Annotated in this window: 16 protein-coding genes and 5 tRNA genes; 3 read left to right on the forward strand and 18 right to left on the reverse strand. The window is 68.6% G+C overall.

Going from position 1 to position 14,167, the window contains the following annotated elements:
- Positions 1 to 3: 3 nt before the first annotated feature.
- The 8 genes from yajC to pdxS all read right to left on the reverse strand — a co-directional run bounded on the left by yajC (position 4) and on the right by pdxS (position 6,377).
- Positions 4 to 432 carry a preprotein translocase subunit YajC gene (yajC, locus tag M3M28_RS06920; RefSeq protein WP_249385787.1) on the reverse strand — a complete coding sequence of 143 codons (429 nt, stop codon included), beginning with the start codon at positions 430 to 432 and terminating at the stop codon, positions 4 to 6.
- 81 nt (positions 433 to 513) lie between these two features.
- Positions 514 to 1,512, reverse strand: a complete 999-nt coding sequence (ruvB, locus tag M3M28_RS06925) for a Holliday junction branch migration DNA helicase RuvB (protein ID WP_249385788.1) — start codon at positions 1,510 to 1,512, stop codon at positions 514 to 516.
- A complete protein-coding gene (gene ruvA / locus M3M28_RS06930) occupies positions 1,509 to 2,108 on the reverse strand; it encodes a Holliday junction branch migration protein RuvA (RefSeq protein ID WP_249385789.1) in 600 nt (199 codons plus the stop codon). Before ruvA ends, ruvB begins: the two co-directional genes overlap by 4 nt.
- 4 nt (positions 2,109 to 2,112) lie before the next feature.
- Positions 2,113 to 2,733 (reverse strand): crossover junction endodeoxyribonuclease RuvC, encoded by a 621-nt coding sequence (gene ruvC / locus M3M28_RS06935; RefSeq protein ID WP_249385790.1) that lies wholly within the window; start codon positions 2,731 to 2,733, stop codon positions 2,113 to 2,115.
- A 16-nt stretch (positions 2,734 to 2,749) separates the two neighbouring features.
- The gene (locus M3M28_RS06940; RefSeq protein WP_249385791.1) at positions 2,750 to 3,511 is read right to left on the reverse strand and encodes a YebC/PmpR family DNA-binding transcriptional regulator; all 762 of its coding nucleotides are present in this window, start codon (positions 3,509 to 3,511) and stop codon (positions 2,750 to 2,752) included.
- Positions 3,512 to 3,577: 66 nt separating this feature from the next.
- A complete protein-coding gene (locus M3M28_RS06945; protein ID WP_249385792.1) occupies positions 3,578 to 4,852 on the reverse strand; it encodes a M18 family aminopeptidase in 1,275 nt (424 codons plus the stop codon).
- Between the two features lie 20 nt (positions 4,853 to 4,872).
- Positions 4,873 to 5,406, reverse strand: a complete 534-nt coding sequence (gene pdxT / locus M3M28_RS06950) for a pyridoxal 5'-phosphate synthase glutaminase subunit PdxT (RefSeq protein ID WP_249388006.1) — start codon at positions 5,404 to 5,406, stop codon at positions 4,873 to 4,875.
- A gap of 59 nt (positions 5,407 to 5,465) precedes the next feature.
- Complete coding sequence (gene pdxS / locus M3M28_RS06955) at positions 5,466 to 6,377, reverse strand: pyridoxal 5'-phosphate synthase lyase subunit PdxS (protein WP_283255696.1); 912 nt, start codon at positions 6,375 to 6,377, stop codon at positions 5,466 to 5,468.
- 84 nt (positions 6,378 to 6,461) lie between these two features.
- On the opposite strand from pdxS, the gene pdxR reads away from it, so the two are divergent.
- Positions 6,462 to 7,943: a MocR-like pyridoxine biosynthesis transcription factor PdxR gene (gene pdxR / locus M3M28_RS06960; protein ID WP_249385793.1), complete on the forward strand. Its 1,482-nt coding sequence runs from the start codon at positions 6,462 to 6,464 to the stop codon at positions 7,941 to 7,943.
- Between the two features lie 173 nt (positions 7,944 to 8,116).
- Here pdxR and M3M28_RS06965 read toward each other — a convergent pair whose 3' ends face one another.
- From M3M28_RS06965 to M3M28_RS06985, 5 genes are all read right to left on the reverse strand, one after another.
- The gene (locus M3M28_RS06965) at positions 8,117 to 8,677 is read right to left on the reverse strand and encodes an HIT family protein (protein WP_249385794.1); all 561 of its coding nucleotides are present in this window, start codon (positions 8,675 to 8,677) and stop codon (positions 8,117 to 8,119) included.
- Positions 8,677 to 10,602, reverse strand: coding sequence for a threonine--tRNA ligase (thrS, locus tag M3M28_RS06970; protein WP_249388008.1), 1,926 nt, complete (start codon positions 10,600 to 10,602; stop codon positions 8,677 to 8,679). Before thrS ends, M3M28_RS06965 begins: the two co-directional genes overlap by 1 nt.
- Positions 10,603 to 10,804: 202 nt before the next feature.
- Positions 10,805 to 11,218 carry a hypothetical protein gene (locus M3M28_RS06975; protein ID WP_249385795.1) on the reverse strand — a complete coding sequence of 138 codons (414 nt, stop codon included), beginning with the start codon at positions 11,216 to 11,218 and terminating at the stop codon, positions 10,805 to 10,807.
- A 9-nt stretch (positions 11,219 to 11,227) separates the two neighbouring features.
- Entirely contained in the window at positions 11,228 to 11,851 is a 624-nt protein-coding gene (locus M3M28_RS06980; protein ID WP_249385796.1) for an MFS transporter, read from the reverse strand.
- Positions 11,802 to 12,128, reverse strand: coding sequence for an MFS transporter (locus tag M3M28_RS06985; RefSeq protein ID WP_249388009.1), 327 nt, complete (start codon positions 12,126 to 12,128; stop codon positions 11,802 to 11,804). The genes M3M28_RS06980 and M3M28_RS06985 overlap by 50 nt, the downstream gene beginning before the upstream one ends.
- A gap of 45 nt (positions 12,129 to 12,173) precedes the next feature.
- Here M3M28_RS06985 and M3M28_RS06990 point away from each other — a divergent pair, with 45 nt between their 5' ends.
- The gene (locus M3M28_RS06990) at positions 12,174 to 12,653 is read left to right on the forward strand and encodes a TetR/AcrR family transcriptional regulator (protein ID WP_249388010.1); all 480 of its coding nucleotides are present in this window, start codon (positions 12,174 to 12,176) and stop codon (positions 12,651 to 12,653) included.
- Between the two features lie 9 nt (positions 12,654 to 12,662).
- On the opposite strand, the gene M3M28_RS06995 is transcribed toward M3M28_RS06990, so the two are convergent.
- From M3M28_RS06995 to M3M28_RS07015, 5 genes are all read right to left on the reverse strand, one after another.
- The gene (locus M3M28_RS06995; RefSeq protein WP_249385797.1) at positions 12,663 to 13,331 is read right to left on the reverse strand and encodes a pentapeptide repeat-containing protein; all 669 of its coding nucleotides are present in this window, start codon (positions 13,329 to 13,331) and stop codon (positions 12,663 to 12,665) included.
- Positions 13,332 to 13,408: 77 nt separating this feature from the next.
- Positions 13,409 to 13,475 (reverse strand) — tRNA-OTHER (locus tag M3M28_RS07000).
- A gap of 52 nt (positions 13,476 to 13,527) precedes the next feature.
- A tRNA-Val gene (locus M3M28_RS07005) sits at positions 13,528 to 13,599 on the reverse strand.
- 45 nt (positions 13,600 to 13,644) lie between these two features.
- Positions 13,645 to 13,715, reverse strand: a tRNA-Cys gene (locus M3M28_RS07010).
- 49 nt (positions 13,716 to 13,764) lie between these two features.
- Positions 13,765 to 13,837: transfer RNA gene (locus tag M3M28_RS07015), tRNA-Gly, on the reverse strand.
- A gap of 192 nt (positions 13,838 to 14,029) precedes the next feature.
- Here M3M28_RS07015 and M3M28_RS07020 point away from each other — a divergent pair.
- A tRNA-Val gene (locus M3M28_RS07020) sits at positions 14,030 to 14,104 on the forward strand.
- The last annotated feature ends 63 nt before the right edge of the window (positions 14,105 to 14,167 follow it).

Genomic DNA, 14,167 nt, shown 5'->3' on the forward strand with positions numbered 1-14,167 from the left:
TGGTTAGAGCTTCGAACGGCCGTCATCGTCGGTCGAGTCGGCGTCGGCGTCGTACGGCGAGTCGGCCTCGAGCGTGGTGTCGACCTCGGTGTCGAGGGTCGAGTCGGTCTCGGCGTCGAGCTGCTCGCTGAGGTCGTCGGTCGACTCCTCACCGGTGAGCGACGAAGCGTCATCCGGCACGGTCGGCGTGACGACGTTGACAATGGTCGCCGAGTGCACGCGCAGCTGGGTGCCCGGGCCGCTCTCGATGGTGACGACGTTGTTGGCTTCATCCATGTCGACGATGGTGCCGTAGATGCCGGCCTGGGTCATGACCTCGGTGCCGGGCACGAGCTGCTGACGCATCTCCTGCTGCTGCGCCTGCCGCTTCTTGTTGCTCCGCCACATGAAGACCATCATGACGACGAGCAGCAGCAGGGGAAGGACGAGCATGAGATCCATAAAGTGACTCCAGAAGTGTTCGTGTGGGGTGAGGGATCGCGCAGCGAGCCGAAAGCTCGATAAACGTGACGATTATAGGGCACCAGGCCGTACGCCAAGGTGCTCGTAGGCTGCAGGTGTTGCAATGCGGCCGCGCTGGGTACGCGCGATCAGCCCGGTACGCACGAGGAATGGCTCGACGACTGCCTCGACGGTGTCGGCCTCCTCGCCCACCGTGACGGCGAGCGTGCGCACACCAACGGGCCCGCCCTCGAAGCGCCGGATGAGCGTGTCAAGCACCGCGCGGTCGAGCCGGTCAAGACCAAGGTCGTCGACGTCGTAGAGGGCGAGCGCCTCGCCCACGGCGACGTCGTCGATCGGCCGGTCATGCACGAGCGCGTAGTCGCGCACGCGCCGCAGCAGCCGGTTCGCGATGCGGGGCGTGCCCCTCGAGCGCGACGCGAGCACGTCGAGCGCACCGGGTTGTGCATCGAGGTCGAGCAGGCGTGCGGTGCGGGTCAGCACGCGCTCGAGCTCGTTGTCGGCGTAGAACTCGAGGTGGGCCGTGAAGCCGAAACGGTCGCGCAGCGGCGCCGGCAGCAGGCCCGAGCGAGTCGTGGCACCGACGACGGTAAACGGCGCGAGTTCGAGCGGCACCGACTGTGCGCCCGCCCCCTTGCCGACCATGATGTCGATGCGGAAGTCCTCCATCGCGAGGTAGAGCATTTCCTCGGCCGTGCGGGCCATGCGGTGAATCTCGTCGATGAACAGCACCTCGCCCGGCACCATGCTCGAGAGCACAGCCGCGAGGTCTCCCGCGTTCTGCAGGGCGGGCCCCGAGGTGAGCCGGAGTGCCTGCCCGGTCTCCTGACCGACGATCATCGCGAGGGTGGTCTTGCCGAGCCCGGGAGGGCCGGCGAGCAGGATGTGGTCGGGCGTGCGCTGCTGCAGCTCGGCCGCCCGCAACAGCAGGTGCAGTTGCTCGCGCACCTTCTCCTGGCCGATGAATTCGTCGAGCAGCCGCGGGCGCAGCGTCGACTCGAACTCGAGTTCGCCGTCGTTCCGCTGCGCGTCGAGTGGGCCCTGGGTCATCGGGCACCCCCGAGCTGTTGCAACGCCGCGCGCAGCAGCGTGGGCACGTCAGCTCCGGCCGCGGCGCCCTCGCTGGCGCGTTCGACGGCCTCCTGCGCCTGCTTCTGCGGTGTGCCGAGACCGACGAGCGCCTCGACCACGTCGTCGCGGGTCGAGCCAGACACCGTCGCTCCCCCGGCGTTCCCTGCCGCGGTGGCGCCGGCAAGCTTGCCCTTGAGCTGCACCGTAATGAGTTTCGCCGTCTTCGGGCCAACGCCCGAGACCTTCTTGAAGGCCGCGAGGTCTTCATTCTCGACCGCCGTCGCGAGTTCGTCGGGGCGCAGCTGGGCGAGCACGCCCATCGCCGACTTCGGGCCGACGCCCGTGACCGACGTGAGCAGCCCGAACACCTCGCGCTCGCGCGCATCTCGGAAGCCGTAGAGCGTGAGCGAATCCTCCCGCACAATGAGGGCGCAGCTCAGCGTGATCTCGGCGCCGACGCGCAGCTCAAGCGCGTGCGTCGCGGTGACGAGCACATCGAAACCGACACCGCTGACCGTAATGATGGCGCGCGTGGCGCCGACGTAGGACACCGTTCCGGTGAGCTGAGAAATCACTAATTCAGCGTAGGCGGCGGCGGCCCGAATTCGCGGCACGCTCGGCGGCGAGCCATGCTTCCTGCGCGGGCGTCGAACCACTGACTGGCTTCGCCTGGCCGAGCCCCGAGCCGTGGGTGCGCTGCTCGGGGCGCACGCGAGCGAGCGGCGACTGCCAGGCGGCGCAGATGGCGAGCGCGAGCGCGTCCGCCGCGTCGGCGGGCTTCGGCGGGGCGTCGAGGCGAAGGATGCGCTGCACCATGCGCTGCACCTGCGCCTTGTCGGCGTTGCCGTAGCCCGACACCGCGGCCTTGACCTCGGAGGGGGTGTGCAGCTCGGCGTCGATGCCGCGGCGGTGCGCCTCGCGGATCACGATGCCGGTCACCTGCGCCACGCCCATGACGGTGTTGAGGTTGCGCTGCTCGGCGAAAACGCGCTCGATCGACACCGCGTCGGGCTGGTATTCGTCGAGCAGCCGCTCGACGGCGACGCCGATGAGCCCGAGCCGCGGCTGCAACTCGGCATCAGTGGGCGTGCGAATGACCTCGACGTGCACGAGGTCGACCCGGCGCGCCTGGCCAACGTCGACGATCCCGGCCCCACAACGAGTGAGGCCGGGATCGATGCCGAGGATGCGCTGAGTCACGCGGGTTCGCTCGCCGCTATTCGGCGTCGAGCTGCTCCTGCACGTCGGCCGGAATCTCCATGTTCGTATAGACGTTCTGCACGTCGTCGAGGTCTTCCACCGCGTCGATCACGCCGAGCACCTTCTTGGCGGTCTCGAGGTCGACCGGCACGAGCACGTTCGCGACGAACTCGGCCTCGGCCGATTCGTAGTCGATGCCGGCCTCCTGCAGCGCAGTGCGCACGGCGACGAGGTCGGTGGCCTCGGTGCGCAGCTCGAAGGCCTCGCCGTGGTCAATAACCTCTTCGAGACCGGCATCAAGGCCGGCGAGGAGGATGTCGTCTTCGCTCGGCTCGCCCGACGCCTGCGCGACCTCGATGACGCCCTTGCGCTCGAAGTTGAAGGCGACCGAGCCGGGGTCGGCCATGGTGCCGCCCGAACGCGTCACCGCGAGGCGGGTCTCAGCGGCCGCGCGGTTGCGGTTGTCGGTCAGACACTCGATGAGCATGGCGACGCCACCCTGGGCGTAGGCCTCGTACATGATGCTGTCGTACGAGACCGCCTCGCCGGTGAGGCCACCGCCGCGCTTGACGGCGCGGTCGATGTTGTCGTTCGGCACCGAGATCTTCTTCGCTCGCTGGATCGCGTCGGCGAGCGCCGGGTTGCCGTCAGGGTCGGGGCCGCCAGCACGTGCGGCAACCTCGATCACCTTGATGTACTTGGCGAAGGCCTTCGCGCGCTTGGCGTCGATAACGGCCTTCTTGTGCTTGGTAGTTGCCCACTTGGAGTGACCCGACATTGGTTCCCCCTGAATCGATTGCGCTTGCTGAACGCTTTATTTTAGCGGGCCGCGACCGGCCTCCGCTTACGACTGACCCAGGAACTCGCGCAGCACGCGCTCGAGGCCGAGCACATCTTCGAGCGAGGCGAGCTCGCGGGCCGAGTGCATCGAGAGGATCGGGATGCCGACATCGACGGTGCGGAAGCCGAGCCGGGTCGCCGAGATCGGGCCGATCGTCGAGCCCGAGGGAATCGAGTTGCGCGAGACGAAACGCTGCACCGGCACCCCGGCGCGCTGGGAGAGGCCGTGCCAGAGCGCCTCGCCCGCCGCATCCGTTGTGTACCGCTGGTCGGCGTTGATCTTGAGGATCGGCCCGCGGCCGGCGTGCGGCCGAACCTCGTCGTCGTGGTGGCTCGGGTAGTTCGGGTGCACGGCATGACCGACGTCGCTCGAGATGCTCCAGCTCGCGGCATTGGCGCGCTTCACGGTCTCGAGCTCGGCGCCGAGCCCGGCACGGATGCGCGCGAGCACGTCCTCGAGGAACGGCCCGGCCGCGCCCGTGCGCGATGCCGAGCCGACCTCTTCGTGGTCGAACGCGGCGAGCATCGGAATCGCGCCCTGTGGGTTGGTGGCCGACATGAGCGCGCGCAGCCCGGCGTGCACGCTCACGAGGTTGTCGAGCCGGCCCGACGCGAGCAGGTTCGCCTCGAGGCCGATGCGGGCGGGCGCCTGCGCATCGACGACGAAGCCGTCGAGGGCGACGACGTCGGCGGGATCGACCTTCGCCGCGGCGGCGAGCGCGTCGACGAGCTGGCCGGCGGTCTCGAGGCCGACGATCGGCCGGGTGTGCTGCTGGCGGTCGAGCTTCACGCCGTCGGCATTCACGCCGCGGTCAAGGTGCACGGCGAGCTGCGGGATGCGCGCCACGGCGTCGGCGGTGTGCGCGAGCGCGGTGCTGCCGTCGGCAAGCGCGAGCCGGGCGCCGACGCGGAGGTCGCGGTCGAGCCACGAGTTGAGCAGCGGCCCGCCGTAAACCTCGACCCCGACGGTCTGCCAGCCCTCGCGTGCGGATGCGGGGGTCGGCTTGAGCCGGAAGCCCGGCGAGTCGGTGTGCGCGCCGACGAGGTGCACGGGCGCGGCCGCCGCCCCGTGCTCGGGGAGCACCCACGCGATGACCGCACCGTCGCGCACCACCACGTAGCCGCCGGCACCGAGGTGCCACTCGTCCGTCTCCTCGAGGCGGGTGAACCCGGCGAGCGTGAGCTGCCGGGCCACCTCCTCAGCGGCGTGGAACGCGGTGGGCGACGCGCTCACGAGGTCACGAATCTGGGTGAACGTGGTGTCAATCGTCGGCGTCACGCGCGGCTCCTCGGGCTCGGTTAGCGGGCCTCCTCGACGAGTTCGAGGAAGTGGCGGTGCCAGCTCGTGTCGCCGGTCACCTCCGGGTGGAACGAGATGCCAAGCAGATTGCCCTGCCGCACCGCGACGACCCGATCGCCCGTAACGCTAGCAAGTGCCTCGGCCCGCTCGCCGACCTCGACGACGATCGGCGCGCGAATGAAGGCGACCGTCGCCGGCCCCTCACCCTCGATCGGCGACGCGACTTCGGCCTCGAACGAGTCGAGCTGCGAGCCGAAGGCGTTGCGCTGCACGGTGACGTCGAGGCCACCGAACGTCTGCTGCCCGGGGGCCGCGTCGGTGATGCGGTCGGCGAGCAGAATCAGGCCCGCGCAGGTGCCGAGCACGGGCATCCCCTCGGCGATGCGGGCGCGAATCGGCTCGGCCACCTCGAAGATGCGCGAGAGCTTGTCGATTGCACTCGACTCGCCGCCCGGCAGCACGAGCGCGTCGACCTCGGCGAGCTCGGCCGGGGTGCGCACAAGCCGCACCCGCGCGCCGAGCTGCTCGAGCATCCGCACGTGCTCGCGCACGTCACCCTGAAGGGCGAGGACGCCGATGATCGGCGCGGGGCTCACCAGCCGCGCTCAGCGAGGCGGTGCGGCTGCGCGAGGTCGGCCACGTTGATGCCGACCATCGCCTCGCCGAGGCCACGCGAGACATCGGCGATGACGTCGGCGTTGTCGTAGAGCGTCGTCGCCTTGACGATCGCCGCGGCGCGGGCCTCGGGGTTGCCCGACTTGAAGATGCCCGAGCCGACAAACACGCCGTCGGCGCCGAGCTGCATCATCATCGCCGCGTCGGCGGGGGTCGCGACGCCGCCAGCGACGAACATCACGACGGGCAGCTTGCCGGTCGACGCGACCTCCTCAACGAGCGCGTACGGCGCCTGGAGTTCCTTCGCGGCGACGTAGAGTTCGTCCTTCGAGAGCGACGAGAGGGCGCGGATCTCGGAGCTGATCTTGCGGATGTGCTTCATCGCCTCCGAGACGTCGCCGGTGCCGGCCTCGCCCTTCGAGCGGATCATCGCGGCACCCTCGTTGATGCGGCGCAGGGCCTCGCCGAGGTTCGTCGCGCCACACACGAACGGCACGTCAAACTGCCACTTGTCGATGTGGTTCACGTAGTCGGCGGGCGAGAGCACCTCCGACTCGTCGATGTAGTCGACCTTGAGCGACTGGAGCACCTGTGCCTCGACGAAATGGCCGATGCGGGCCTTCGCCATGACGGGGATCGACACCTCGGCGATGATCGCGTCGATCAGGTCGGGGTCGCTCATGCGGGCGACGCCGCCCTGCGCGCGAATGTCGGCGGGAACGCGCTCGAGGGCCATGACGGCGACGGCTCCGGCATCCTCAGCGATGCGGGCCTGCTCGGGCGTCACGACGTCCATGATCACGCCGCCCTTGAGCATCTCGGCGAGGCCGCGCTTCACGCGGTCGGTGCTCGGGCTGGCGATGGTGGGGGTGGTTGCTGAAGTGGTCATGGCCTCCATCCTGCGAGATCGATTGGCCTATTGAAAGATCCACTATCACTGGACTTTGTTAGACCACTTCGGCAGACTCGAGCCATGCGCTCCCCCGAAATCGCCGAGCTTTCCGTCTCGCTCGACCGCACGCATCCGCTGCCACTGCCGCAGCAGCTCGCGGGCTCGGTGCGGGCGCTCATCGACCGCGGGGTGCTGCGCGCAGGGGATGCGCTGCCCTCGTCGCGCGCGTGGGCCGCGCGCCTCGGGGTGTCGCGCGGCACGATCGTGACCGCCTTCGAGCAGCTCGTAGCCGAGGGCTACCTCACCTCGCAGACCGGCGCTGCCACCACCGTGAATCCGGCGCTCGGGCAGACGCACCCGAACCGCCGCGGGGCCACCCAGCGCCCCGGAGGCGCAGCCTCCGTTCCGGATGCGATTGGCCACGCAAGCGACCCGGGCCGCGCGCCCATCGACCTCCTCCCCGGTCAGCCCTCGACCGGCGCCCTGCGCACACCGGCCTGGCGTCGAGCGTGGCGCAACGCGGCCGACGCCGAGCTCGCAACGCTGCCGCTCGCGGGCGACCCGCGGTACCTCGCCGCCGTGAGCGAGCACTTTCGGCGGATGCGCGGGCTCGCTCGCGACGCCTCGAGCTTTCTCGTCACGGCCGGCGCCCGCGAGGGGCTCGCGCTCATCGTGCAGACCCTCGCCGCTGAGCGAGCGCCGAGCGCGCCGGTGCGCGTCGGCGTCGAGTCGCCCGGCTATCCCTCGCTGCGCCGCGTGCTCGCGCGGCTCGGGTGCGAGCTCGTGCCGCTCGAGGTCGACCCCGACGGCCTGCGCACCGATCGTCTCCCCCGCGGCGCCGCGAAGCCCGATCTCGTGATCGTCACGCCGAGCCACCAGTACCCGTTCGGTGGCTCGCTGCCGATCGCCCGACGCCACGAGCTGCTCGCATGGGCGCGCGCCGAGGGCGTGCTCGTCGTCGAGGACGACTTCGACTCTGAGCTGCGGTACGTCGGCCAGCCGCTGCCGACGCTCACCGCGCTCGACCGCACCGACGACGGCACCGTCGCGCTCCTCGGCACGTTCTCGTCGACGGTCGCCCCGACGATCGGCATCGGCATGCTCTGCGCGCCGGCGCCGCTGCGCGAGCGCCTCCTCGCGACCCGCGCCGACCTCGGCACCCCGGCGTCGGCCGTGACCCAGCTTGCCCTCGCCGACTACCTCGCCTCGGGCGAGCTCGGCCGGCACGCTGCCCGGATGCGCCGCAGCTACCGGCAGCGCCGCGCCGCCGTGCTCGCGGCCCTCGGCGACCTGCCGCAGGTGGAGGTCTCCCCCATGGACGGTGGGCTTCACGCCGTGATCCACACGCAGCGCGACGAGGCCGAGCTCATGGCGGCCTGCGAGCGAGCCGGCGTGCGTGTCTCGCCCGGCGCGGAGTACTGGCGAGCGCCGAGCGCGCCCGACGCGAGCGAGCCGACCGACGTGCCCGGCGCATCCGCCTCGGGCAGCATCGTCATCGGCTACGCGCACCTCTCGGAGGCGCAGCTCGCCGAGGGGCTCGCCCGCCTCCGCTCGGCGCTCTAGCTGAGGTTCCGCGCGACGTTGTGAACGTCTGGGGCCGGCGAAGGCTGCCACTCTCCTCACGACCTTCCTGCGCCGCCTCAATCCCGCCCGGTAATGCGTAGACGGACGTGCGACCAGACGCCACGCCGCTCATAACGTCGCAGGAGACAACAACCTGCGCGACCGTGGTCGAATTATTCGGCGTCCCAGAGCGCGGCGATCTCGGCTCGTTGCTCGCCAAGCAGGCGTGGCATCGGCTTCGTGCGGCCGATGATCGGCAGGAAGTTCGCGTCGTTCGGCCAGCGCGGCACGATGTGCTGGTGCAGGTGCCCCGCGATGCCGGCGCCGGCGACCTCGCCCTGGTTCATGCCGATGTTGAAGCCGCCAACACCGCCCTGGTACTTCAGCACCTTCATCGCCCGCTGCGTGAGGTGCGCCATCTCCAGCACCTCGGCGTCGGTCGCGAGGTCGTAGGTGGCGATGTGGCGGTACGGGCAGATGAGCAGGTGCCCCGTGTTGTACGGGTAGAGGTTCATCACGACGTAGCAGAGCTCGCCCCGCTTGACGATGAGCCCGTCCTCGTCGCTCTTGCCGGGCGCCGCGCAAAAGACGCAGGCATGGTCAGGCTTGCGCCGCTCCTCGCCGTTGTCGATGTACGCCATGCGGTGCGGCACCCACGTGCGCTCGAAGCCGTCGGGCACGCCGACGAAATCGTCGGCCGGTTGCAGCTCGTAGGGTTCGCGCTCGCCCGTCATTACGCCTGCAGGTCGGTGTCGGCGTTCACGAGCGTGTGCTCGCCGATGGCCCCGGTGATGATCGCGATCGCCTCGTCGACGGGCACGCCGTTGCGCTGCGAGCCGTCGCGGAAGCGGAACGAGACGGCGCCGGCCTGGCGGTCGTCCTCACCCGCGATGAGCATGAACGGTACCTTCGCCTTGGTATGCGTGCGGATCTTCTTCGGCATGCGGTCGGCCGAGTCGTCGAGGTGCGCGCGCACGCCCTCGCGGCGCAGGCGCGAGATGACCTCGCCGAGGTAGTCGGCGTACTCATCGGCGACGGGAATACCAACGACCTGCTCGGGCGCGAGCCAGACCGGGAAGGCACCGGCGTAGTGCTCGAGCATGATCGCGAAGAAGCGCTCGATCGAGCCGAGCAGGGCGCGGTGAATCATCACCGGCTGCTTGCGCGTGCCGTCGGCCGCTGCGTACTCGAGCTCGAACAGCTCGGGCTGGTTGAAGTCGAGTTGCACCGTCGAGAGCTGCCAGGTGCGGCCGATCGCGTCGCGCGCCTGCACCGAGATCTTCGGGCCGTAGAACGCCGCGCCGGCCGGGTCGTCGACGAGGTCGAGGCCCGACTCCTCGCCGACCTCGCGCAGGGTCTGTTCGGCCACGGCCCACTGCTCGTCGGTGCCCACCGACTTTTCGGGGTCGCGGGTCGAGAGCTCGAGGTAGAAGTCGTTGAGGCCGAAGGCGCGCAGGGTCTCGAACACGAACTCGAGTTGGCGCTGAATCTCGCCCTTGACCTGCTCATCCGTCACGTAGATGTGCGCGTCGTCCTGGGTCAGGCCGCGCACGCGGGTCAGGCCCGAGAGCGTGCCGCTCTTCTCGTAGCGGTAGACCGTACCGAACTCGGCGAGGCGCAGCGGCAGCTCGCGGTAGCTGCGGGCGCGGGCACGGAAGATGAGGTTGTGGAAGGGGCAATTCATGGGCTTCAGGTAGTAGTCCTGGCCCTGCTTCGTGACGTTGCCGTCGTCGTCGGTGACCTCATCGAGGTGCATCGCCGGGAACATGCCGTCCTTGTACCAGTTGAGATGCTGGCTCGTTTCGAACAGCGCGCCCTTAGTGATGTGCGGCGAGTTGACGAGTTCGTACTCATGCTTGAGCAGCTGCTCGCGCATGAACGACTCGATCTCGTGGCGGATGATGCCGCCCTTCGGGTGGAACACCGCGAGGCCCGAGCCGATTTCGTCGGGGAAGCTGAACAGGTCGAGCTCGGCACCGAGCTTGCGGTGGTCGCGCTTCTGCGCCTCTTCGATGCGAGTCTTGTAGGCGACGAGTTCGTCTTTTGTCGGCCAGGCGGTGCCGTAGATGCGCTGCAGCATCGGGTTCTTCTCGCTGCCACGCCAGTAGGCACCCGAGCTGCGCATGAGCGACCACCCATTGCCGATCAGCTTCGTCGACGGCAGGTGCGGGCCGCGGCAGAGGTCGTACCAGACGGTGTCGCCCGACTTCGGGTCGACGTTGTCGTAGATCGTGAGCTCGCCGGCGCCGACCTCGACGTTCTCGCCGGCGTCGCTGCCCGCGGCACCCTTGAGGCCGACGAGCTCGAGCTTGTAGGGCTCGCTCGCGAGCTCGGCACGCGCATCCTCGTCGCTCACGACGCGGCGGGCGAAGCGCTGGCCCTGCTTGACGATGCGCTGCATCTCCTTCTCGACGGCCTTGAGGTCAGCCGGGGTGAAGGGCTCCTCGACGTCGAAGTCGTAGTAGTAGCCGTCGGTGATGAACGGGCCGATGCCGAGCTTCGCATCAGGGTGCAGCTTCTGCACGGCCTGCGCGGTGACGTGCGCGGCCGAGTGGCGCAGGATGTTCAGGCCATCTTCGCTGTCGATGGTCACGGCCTCGGCGGTCTGGCCTGCTTCGACCTCGCGGAAGAGATCGAGCAGCTGGCCGTCAACGCGCATCGCGACGATCGCGGGCTGCTTCGGGGCGTCCGCGAAGAGTTCAGTGCCCGTCGTCGTCGTGCTGGCCTCGAGTCGCAGGGGTGCTGGTGCGTTCTTGAGGTCTGGTGCAGACACGTCGTCTCCTACTTGCGCGGATGCGGTGGTTGGGTTGCCGGCGCACGACGCGTCGGCTATCGAACGATTCTAGGCGGTTCGGGATGCCCTAGCTGACCGTGGTGCCGCCGAGAGCTTCGACGAAGTCCTGCGGGTTGTCGACGTTGAGGAGCCAGTTCTCGCCGACGAGCAGGTGCGTCTGCACAGCGAGGTTCTGCGAGCGGTCGACCGCGGCCGCGAGCTCGTCAGGGTTCGCGTAGACGGCCATGACGACGCTGTCGGAGCAGCGGCCGGCCGTGGCGTCGTAGTCGCCCGGGTCGATTTCCTCCCAGGCCTCGCAGGTGCCGCCCGCGGCGACGTACGCGTCGCGCAGTTCCTCGACCGTTGAGAATTCGGTCGCGGCGCCGGTCACCGAGGGCGCCGACTCGCCGCCGCCGGAGCATCCGGCCAGCAACGCGCCGACCGACGCCGCGAGCGCGATTCCCTTGACCCGACGCATGCTGCTGCCACTCACCTGATTCACCGGGCCATCCTATCGAGCCGGGGAGTCCTCGAGCGTCTCCTGCGACGTCGGCGTCACCGCCTCGAACACGTCGGCGGCCTCGTCGTTGACCCGCGGGCGGGGAATGAATCTCGCGATCGCCGCACACACAGCCGCGGCGATGAGCCCGAGGAGGAACACGAGTGAGTACGAGCTCGTAACGTCTTCCCCGGCGGAGGCCGCGATGATCGCGCCCACCACGGCCGAGGCCACGGTGGTGCCGAACGAGCGCATGAGCGTATTGAGTCCGTTGGCGGCGCCGGTCTCGTTGCGGGGCACTGCACCCATGATGAGCGCGGGCATCGACGCGTAGCCGAGACCAACGCCGACACCGATCACGGTGTTCACGACCGCGATGGTCCAGACGTGCAGCCGTACGAACACACAAATGAGGTACGCCACCGTGAGCACGATCGCGCCCGCAATGAGCAGTGGCTTCGAGCCCACGGAGCGCTCAATGCGGCCAGCGATCGGCGACATCGCGAGCATCGCAAGACCCGACGGCACGAGCACGAGGCTCGCGGGCAAGAGGTCGAGCCCGAGCCCGCCCGCCGCGACCGGAGTCTCAAGCAGCTGCGGGAAGGCGATCGACGACGAGAACAGCGCGAAGCCCATCACCCATGCCCTGCAGCGCGCGACCCACGATCATCGGTGGCAGCGTCGGCGAGAGCGCGCACACGACCGAACCGACGACGAGGCTGCCCATGAGCACCGCCGCGACCTTGCGCTTGCCGAACATGTCGCCCATCCGGCCCGCGATCGGCACCGCGATCGACGAGGCGAGCAGCGTCACGGTGATCACCCAGGCAGTCTCCGAGGCGTCCGCATTGAGCAGGCGAGGCAGCTCACCCTGAATCGGCATGAGGATCGTCTGCATGAAAGAGGCCCCCATGCCGGCAAAGGCGAGCACGGCTACGATGCGTTCACGACGGATGCGCTGGCGAAGGCGCTTGGCGTGTCTCGCGCGACGTTCTTCCGCTACCTCGCCTCGAAGGACGAGATCATCGTCACCGCGCTGACCGGCTCGGACTCGCAGTTTGCCGACGCGTACGCCGAGGCTGAGACCGCAGCCACTGACTCCGAGTGGGCGCGGCTGCGGTTGGCTGTGACGCCGGCTTTCCGAATTGCCGAAGACCAGCCGGAGCGCCAGCGTGCGCAGCTTCAGCTCATCCACTCGCAGCCGGCCGTCGGCGCGAAGCTGCGCCGCGCACGCGCGCCGCAGATCGAATCGCTCGCTGCGGCAGTGGTTGCATCGGGGCACGACGACTTTGCCGCACAGGTGCTCGCGGCCGCCACGATCGCCGCGCTCGATCGCCGCTGGACATCCTGGGCAGCGCACGAGGGCGCCTCGCTCAGCGATCTTCTCGACCAAGCCTTCGCGACACTCGCCACCGCATCCCAGCCATCGCGCAGCTAGCTAGCTGGATCAGTCGGCAATCGTGATGCCGAGGTGGTCGGCAAACGTTTCGGTGAGGTCGGCCGCCTGGCGGTACGTCACGATCGCGCCACGCATTGATGCAAGGCCGCGCACTCTGTCGAGTTCTGCGCCGCGGAGGTCAAGGTGCTGCAGTTTGGCCTGATCGAGGATCAGCGTCCGCACCGCGCAGTCGAGGAAGGCAACCCGATCCACGCGCGCCTGGGTCAGGTCGAGCTCCTCAATGACGCAGTGCTCAAACCGCACGTCGCGGAGGGTCGCCGCACGGAGGTTCGCGAACGACACTTTGGATGCGGTGAGCTGCACCGCGCGCAGGTCAGCCTCGGAGAGATCGACGGCGCCGAGCCGGGAGCTCTCGATGCGCACATCACGCCAGCCAGAGCCAGTTGCCTTGAGTTCGGGGGCGCTGACTCGCTCGAGTCGAGTCTCGACGATCCGCGCGTCGTGCAGCTGCGCCGCATGGGCGTCGAGTCCAAGAAACTCGCACTCGCTGAACGTCACGCTCGAGAGATCCCGGCCCGCGAGGTCGGCTTCGGTATAACGGCGTGCCTCGTAGAAACCGCCGGCCACGACGTCACCGCTCCGCGCATCCAGAAGGTCGGGCAGACGCAGTTCGTCGATCATCGGCGCCGTGATCTTCGCGCTTCGCTTCGCTGCCATCCGGTCTCCTCTTCGTCGGCCTGCAGCCTATCGAGCCCAACGACAAAGGGCCCTACCGAAGTAGGGCCCTCATCTCGTGCGCGATACCGGGATCGAACCAGCGCGCGATTTTCAAAGGCGGAGCACCGCTCCGCCAAATCGCGCGAGGTCACTGGCCAACGACAAAGGGCCCTACCGAAGTAGGGCCCTCATCTCGTGCGCGATACTGGGATCGAACCAGTGACCTCTTCCGTGTCAGGGAAGCGCGCTACCGCTGCGCCAATCGCGCTCATCTCTTGCGAGACTCGCATTTCGCATCCTGTACAGGATACCGAGGTGACGACGGGATTCGAACCCGTGTAAACGGCTTTGCAGGCCGCTGCCTCGCCTCTCGGCCACGTCACCGTACTGGGTCTATGCCCGTGCTCTCAAGACGTGGTCTTGTTCACACTCGAGCGGATGACGAGACTCGAACTCGCGACCCTCACCTTGGCAAGGTGATGCGCTACCAACTGCGCTACATCCGCGTGACTTTGGCTTCCTTTCGGCGCCTCAGCACTCGAACTACATTAATGCAAGCATTCCGCGCAATGCAAATCGAGACTGCCACGAATTAGAAAATACCAGATCAGAGGCTGGAAAATTGTTTTCAACCGCGTGTCGCGGGCCATCGAGTTTGCGCGGCGTCGCCAGGATGTGCCAAGATAGACCCTCGTTGCGGGTGATTAGCGCAGCGGTAGCGCACTTCCTTCACACGGAAGGGGTCACTGGTTCGATCCCAGTATCACCCACCACACAGGGCCTCCCTCGGGAGGCCCTGATTCGTTTCCCCGACTTCCTTATCTTTCCGAGTCTCA

It is taken from the genome of Gulosibacter sediminis (assembly GCF_023370115.1).
GTDB classification, from domain to species: Bacteria; Actinomycetota; Actinomycetes; order Actinomycetales; family Microbacteriaceae; genus Gulosibacter; species Gulosibacter sediminis_A.

What these genes read in the sequence shown, in the direction of transcription:
- thrS (WP_249388008.1), bottom strand. Translation starts at nt 10,602, where the DNA reads ATGCGCGTTGACGGCCAGCTGCTCGATCTCTTCCGCGAGGTCGAAGCA.
- M3M28_RS06985 (WP_249388009.1), bottom strand. Translation starts at nt 12,128, where the DNA reads ATGGGGGCCTCTTTCATGCAGACGATCCTCATGCCGATTCAGGGTGAG.
- pdxS (WP_283255696.1), bottom strand. Translation starts at nt 6,377, where the DNA reads ATGACCACTTCAGCAACCACCCCCACCATCGCCAGCCCGAGCACCGAC.
- M3M28_RS06940 (WP_249385791.1), bottom strand. Translation starts at nt 3,511, where the DNA reads ATGTCGGGTCACTCCAAGTGGGCAACTACCAAGCACAAGAAGGCCGTT.
- pdxT (WP_249388006.1), bottom strand. Translation starts at nt 5,406, where the DNA reads ATGCTCGAGCAGCTCGGCGCGCGGGTGCGGCTTGTGCGCACCCCGGCC.
- yajC (WP_249385787.1), bottom strand. Translation starts at nt 432, where the DNA reads ATGCTCGTCCTTCCCCTGCTGCTGCTCGTCGTCATGATGGTCTTCATG.
- ruvB (WP_249385788.1), bottom strand. Translation starts at nt 1,512, where the DNA reads ATGACCCAGGGCCCACTCGACGCGCAGCGGAACGACGGCGAACTCGAG.
- M3M28_RS06995 (WP_249385797.1), bottom strand. Translation starts at nt 13,331, where the DNA reads ATGGCAGCGAAGCGAAGCGCGAAGATCACGGCGCCGATGATCGACGAA.
- M3M28_RS06965 (WP_249385794.1), bottom strand. Translation starts at nt 8,677, where the DNA reads ATGACGGGCGAGCGCGAACCCTACGAGCTGCAACCGGCCGACGATTTC.
- M3M28_RS06980 (WP_249385796.1), bottom strand. Translation starts at nt 11,851, where the DNA reads ATGGGCTTCGCGCTGTTCTCGTCGTCGATCGCCTTCCCGCAGCTGCTT.
- pdxR (WP_249385793.1), top strand. Translation starts at nt 6,462, where the DNA reads ATGCGCTCCCCCGAAATCGCCGAGCTTTCCGTCTCGCTCGACCGCACG.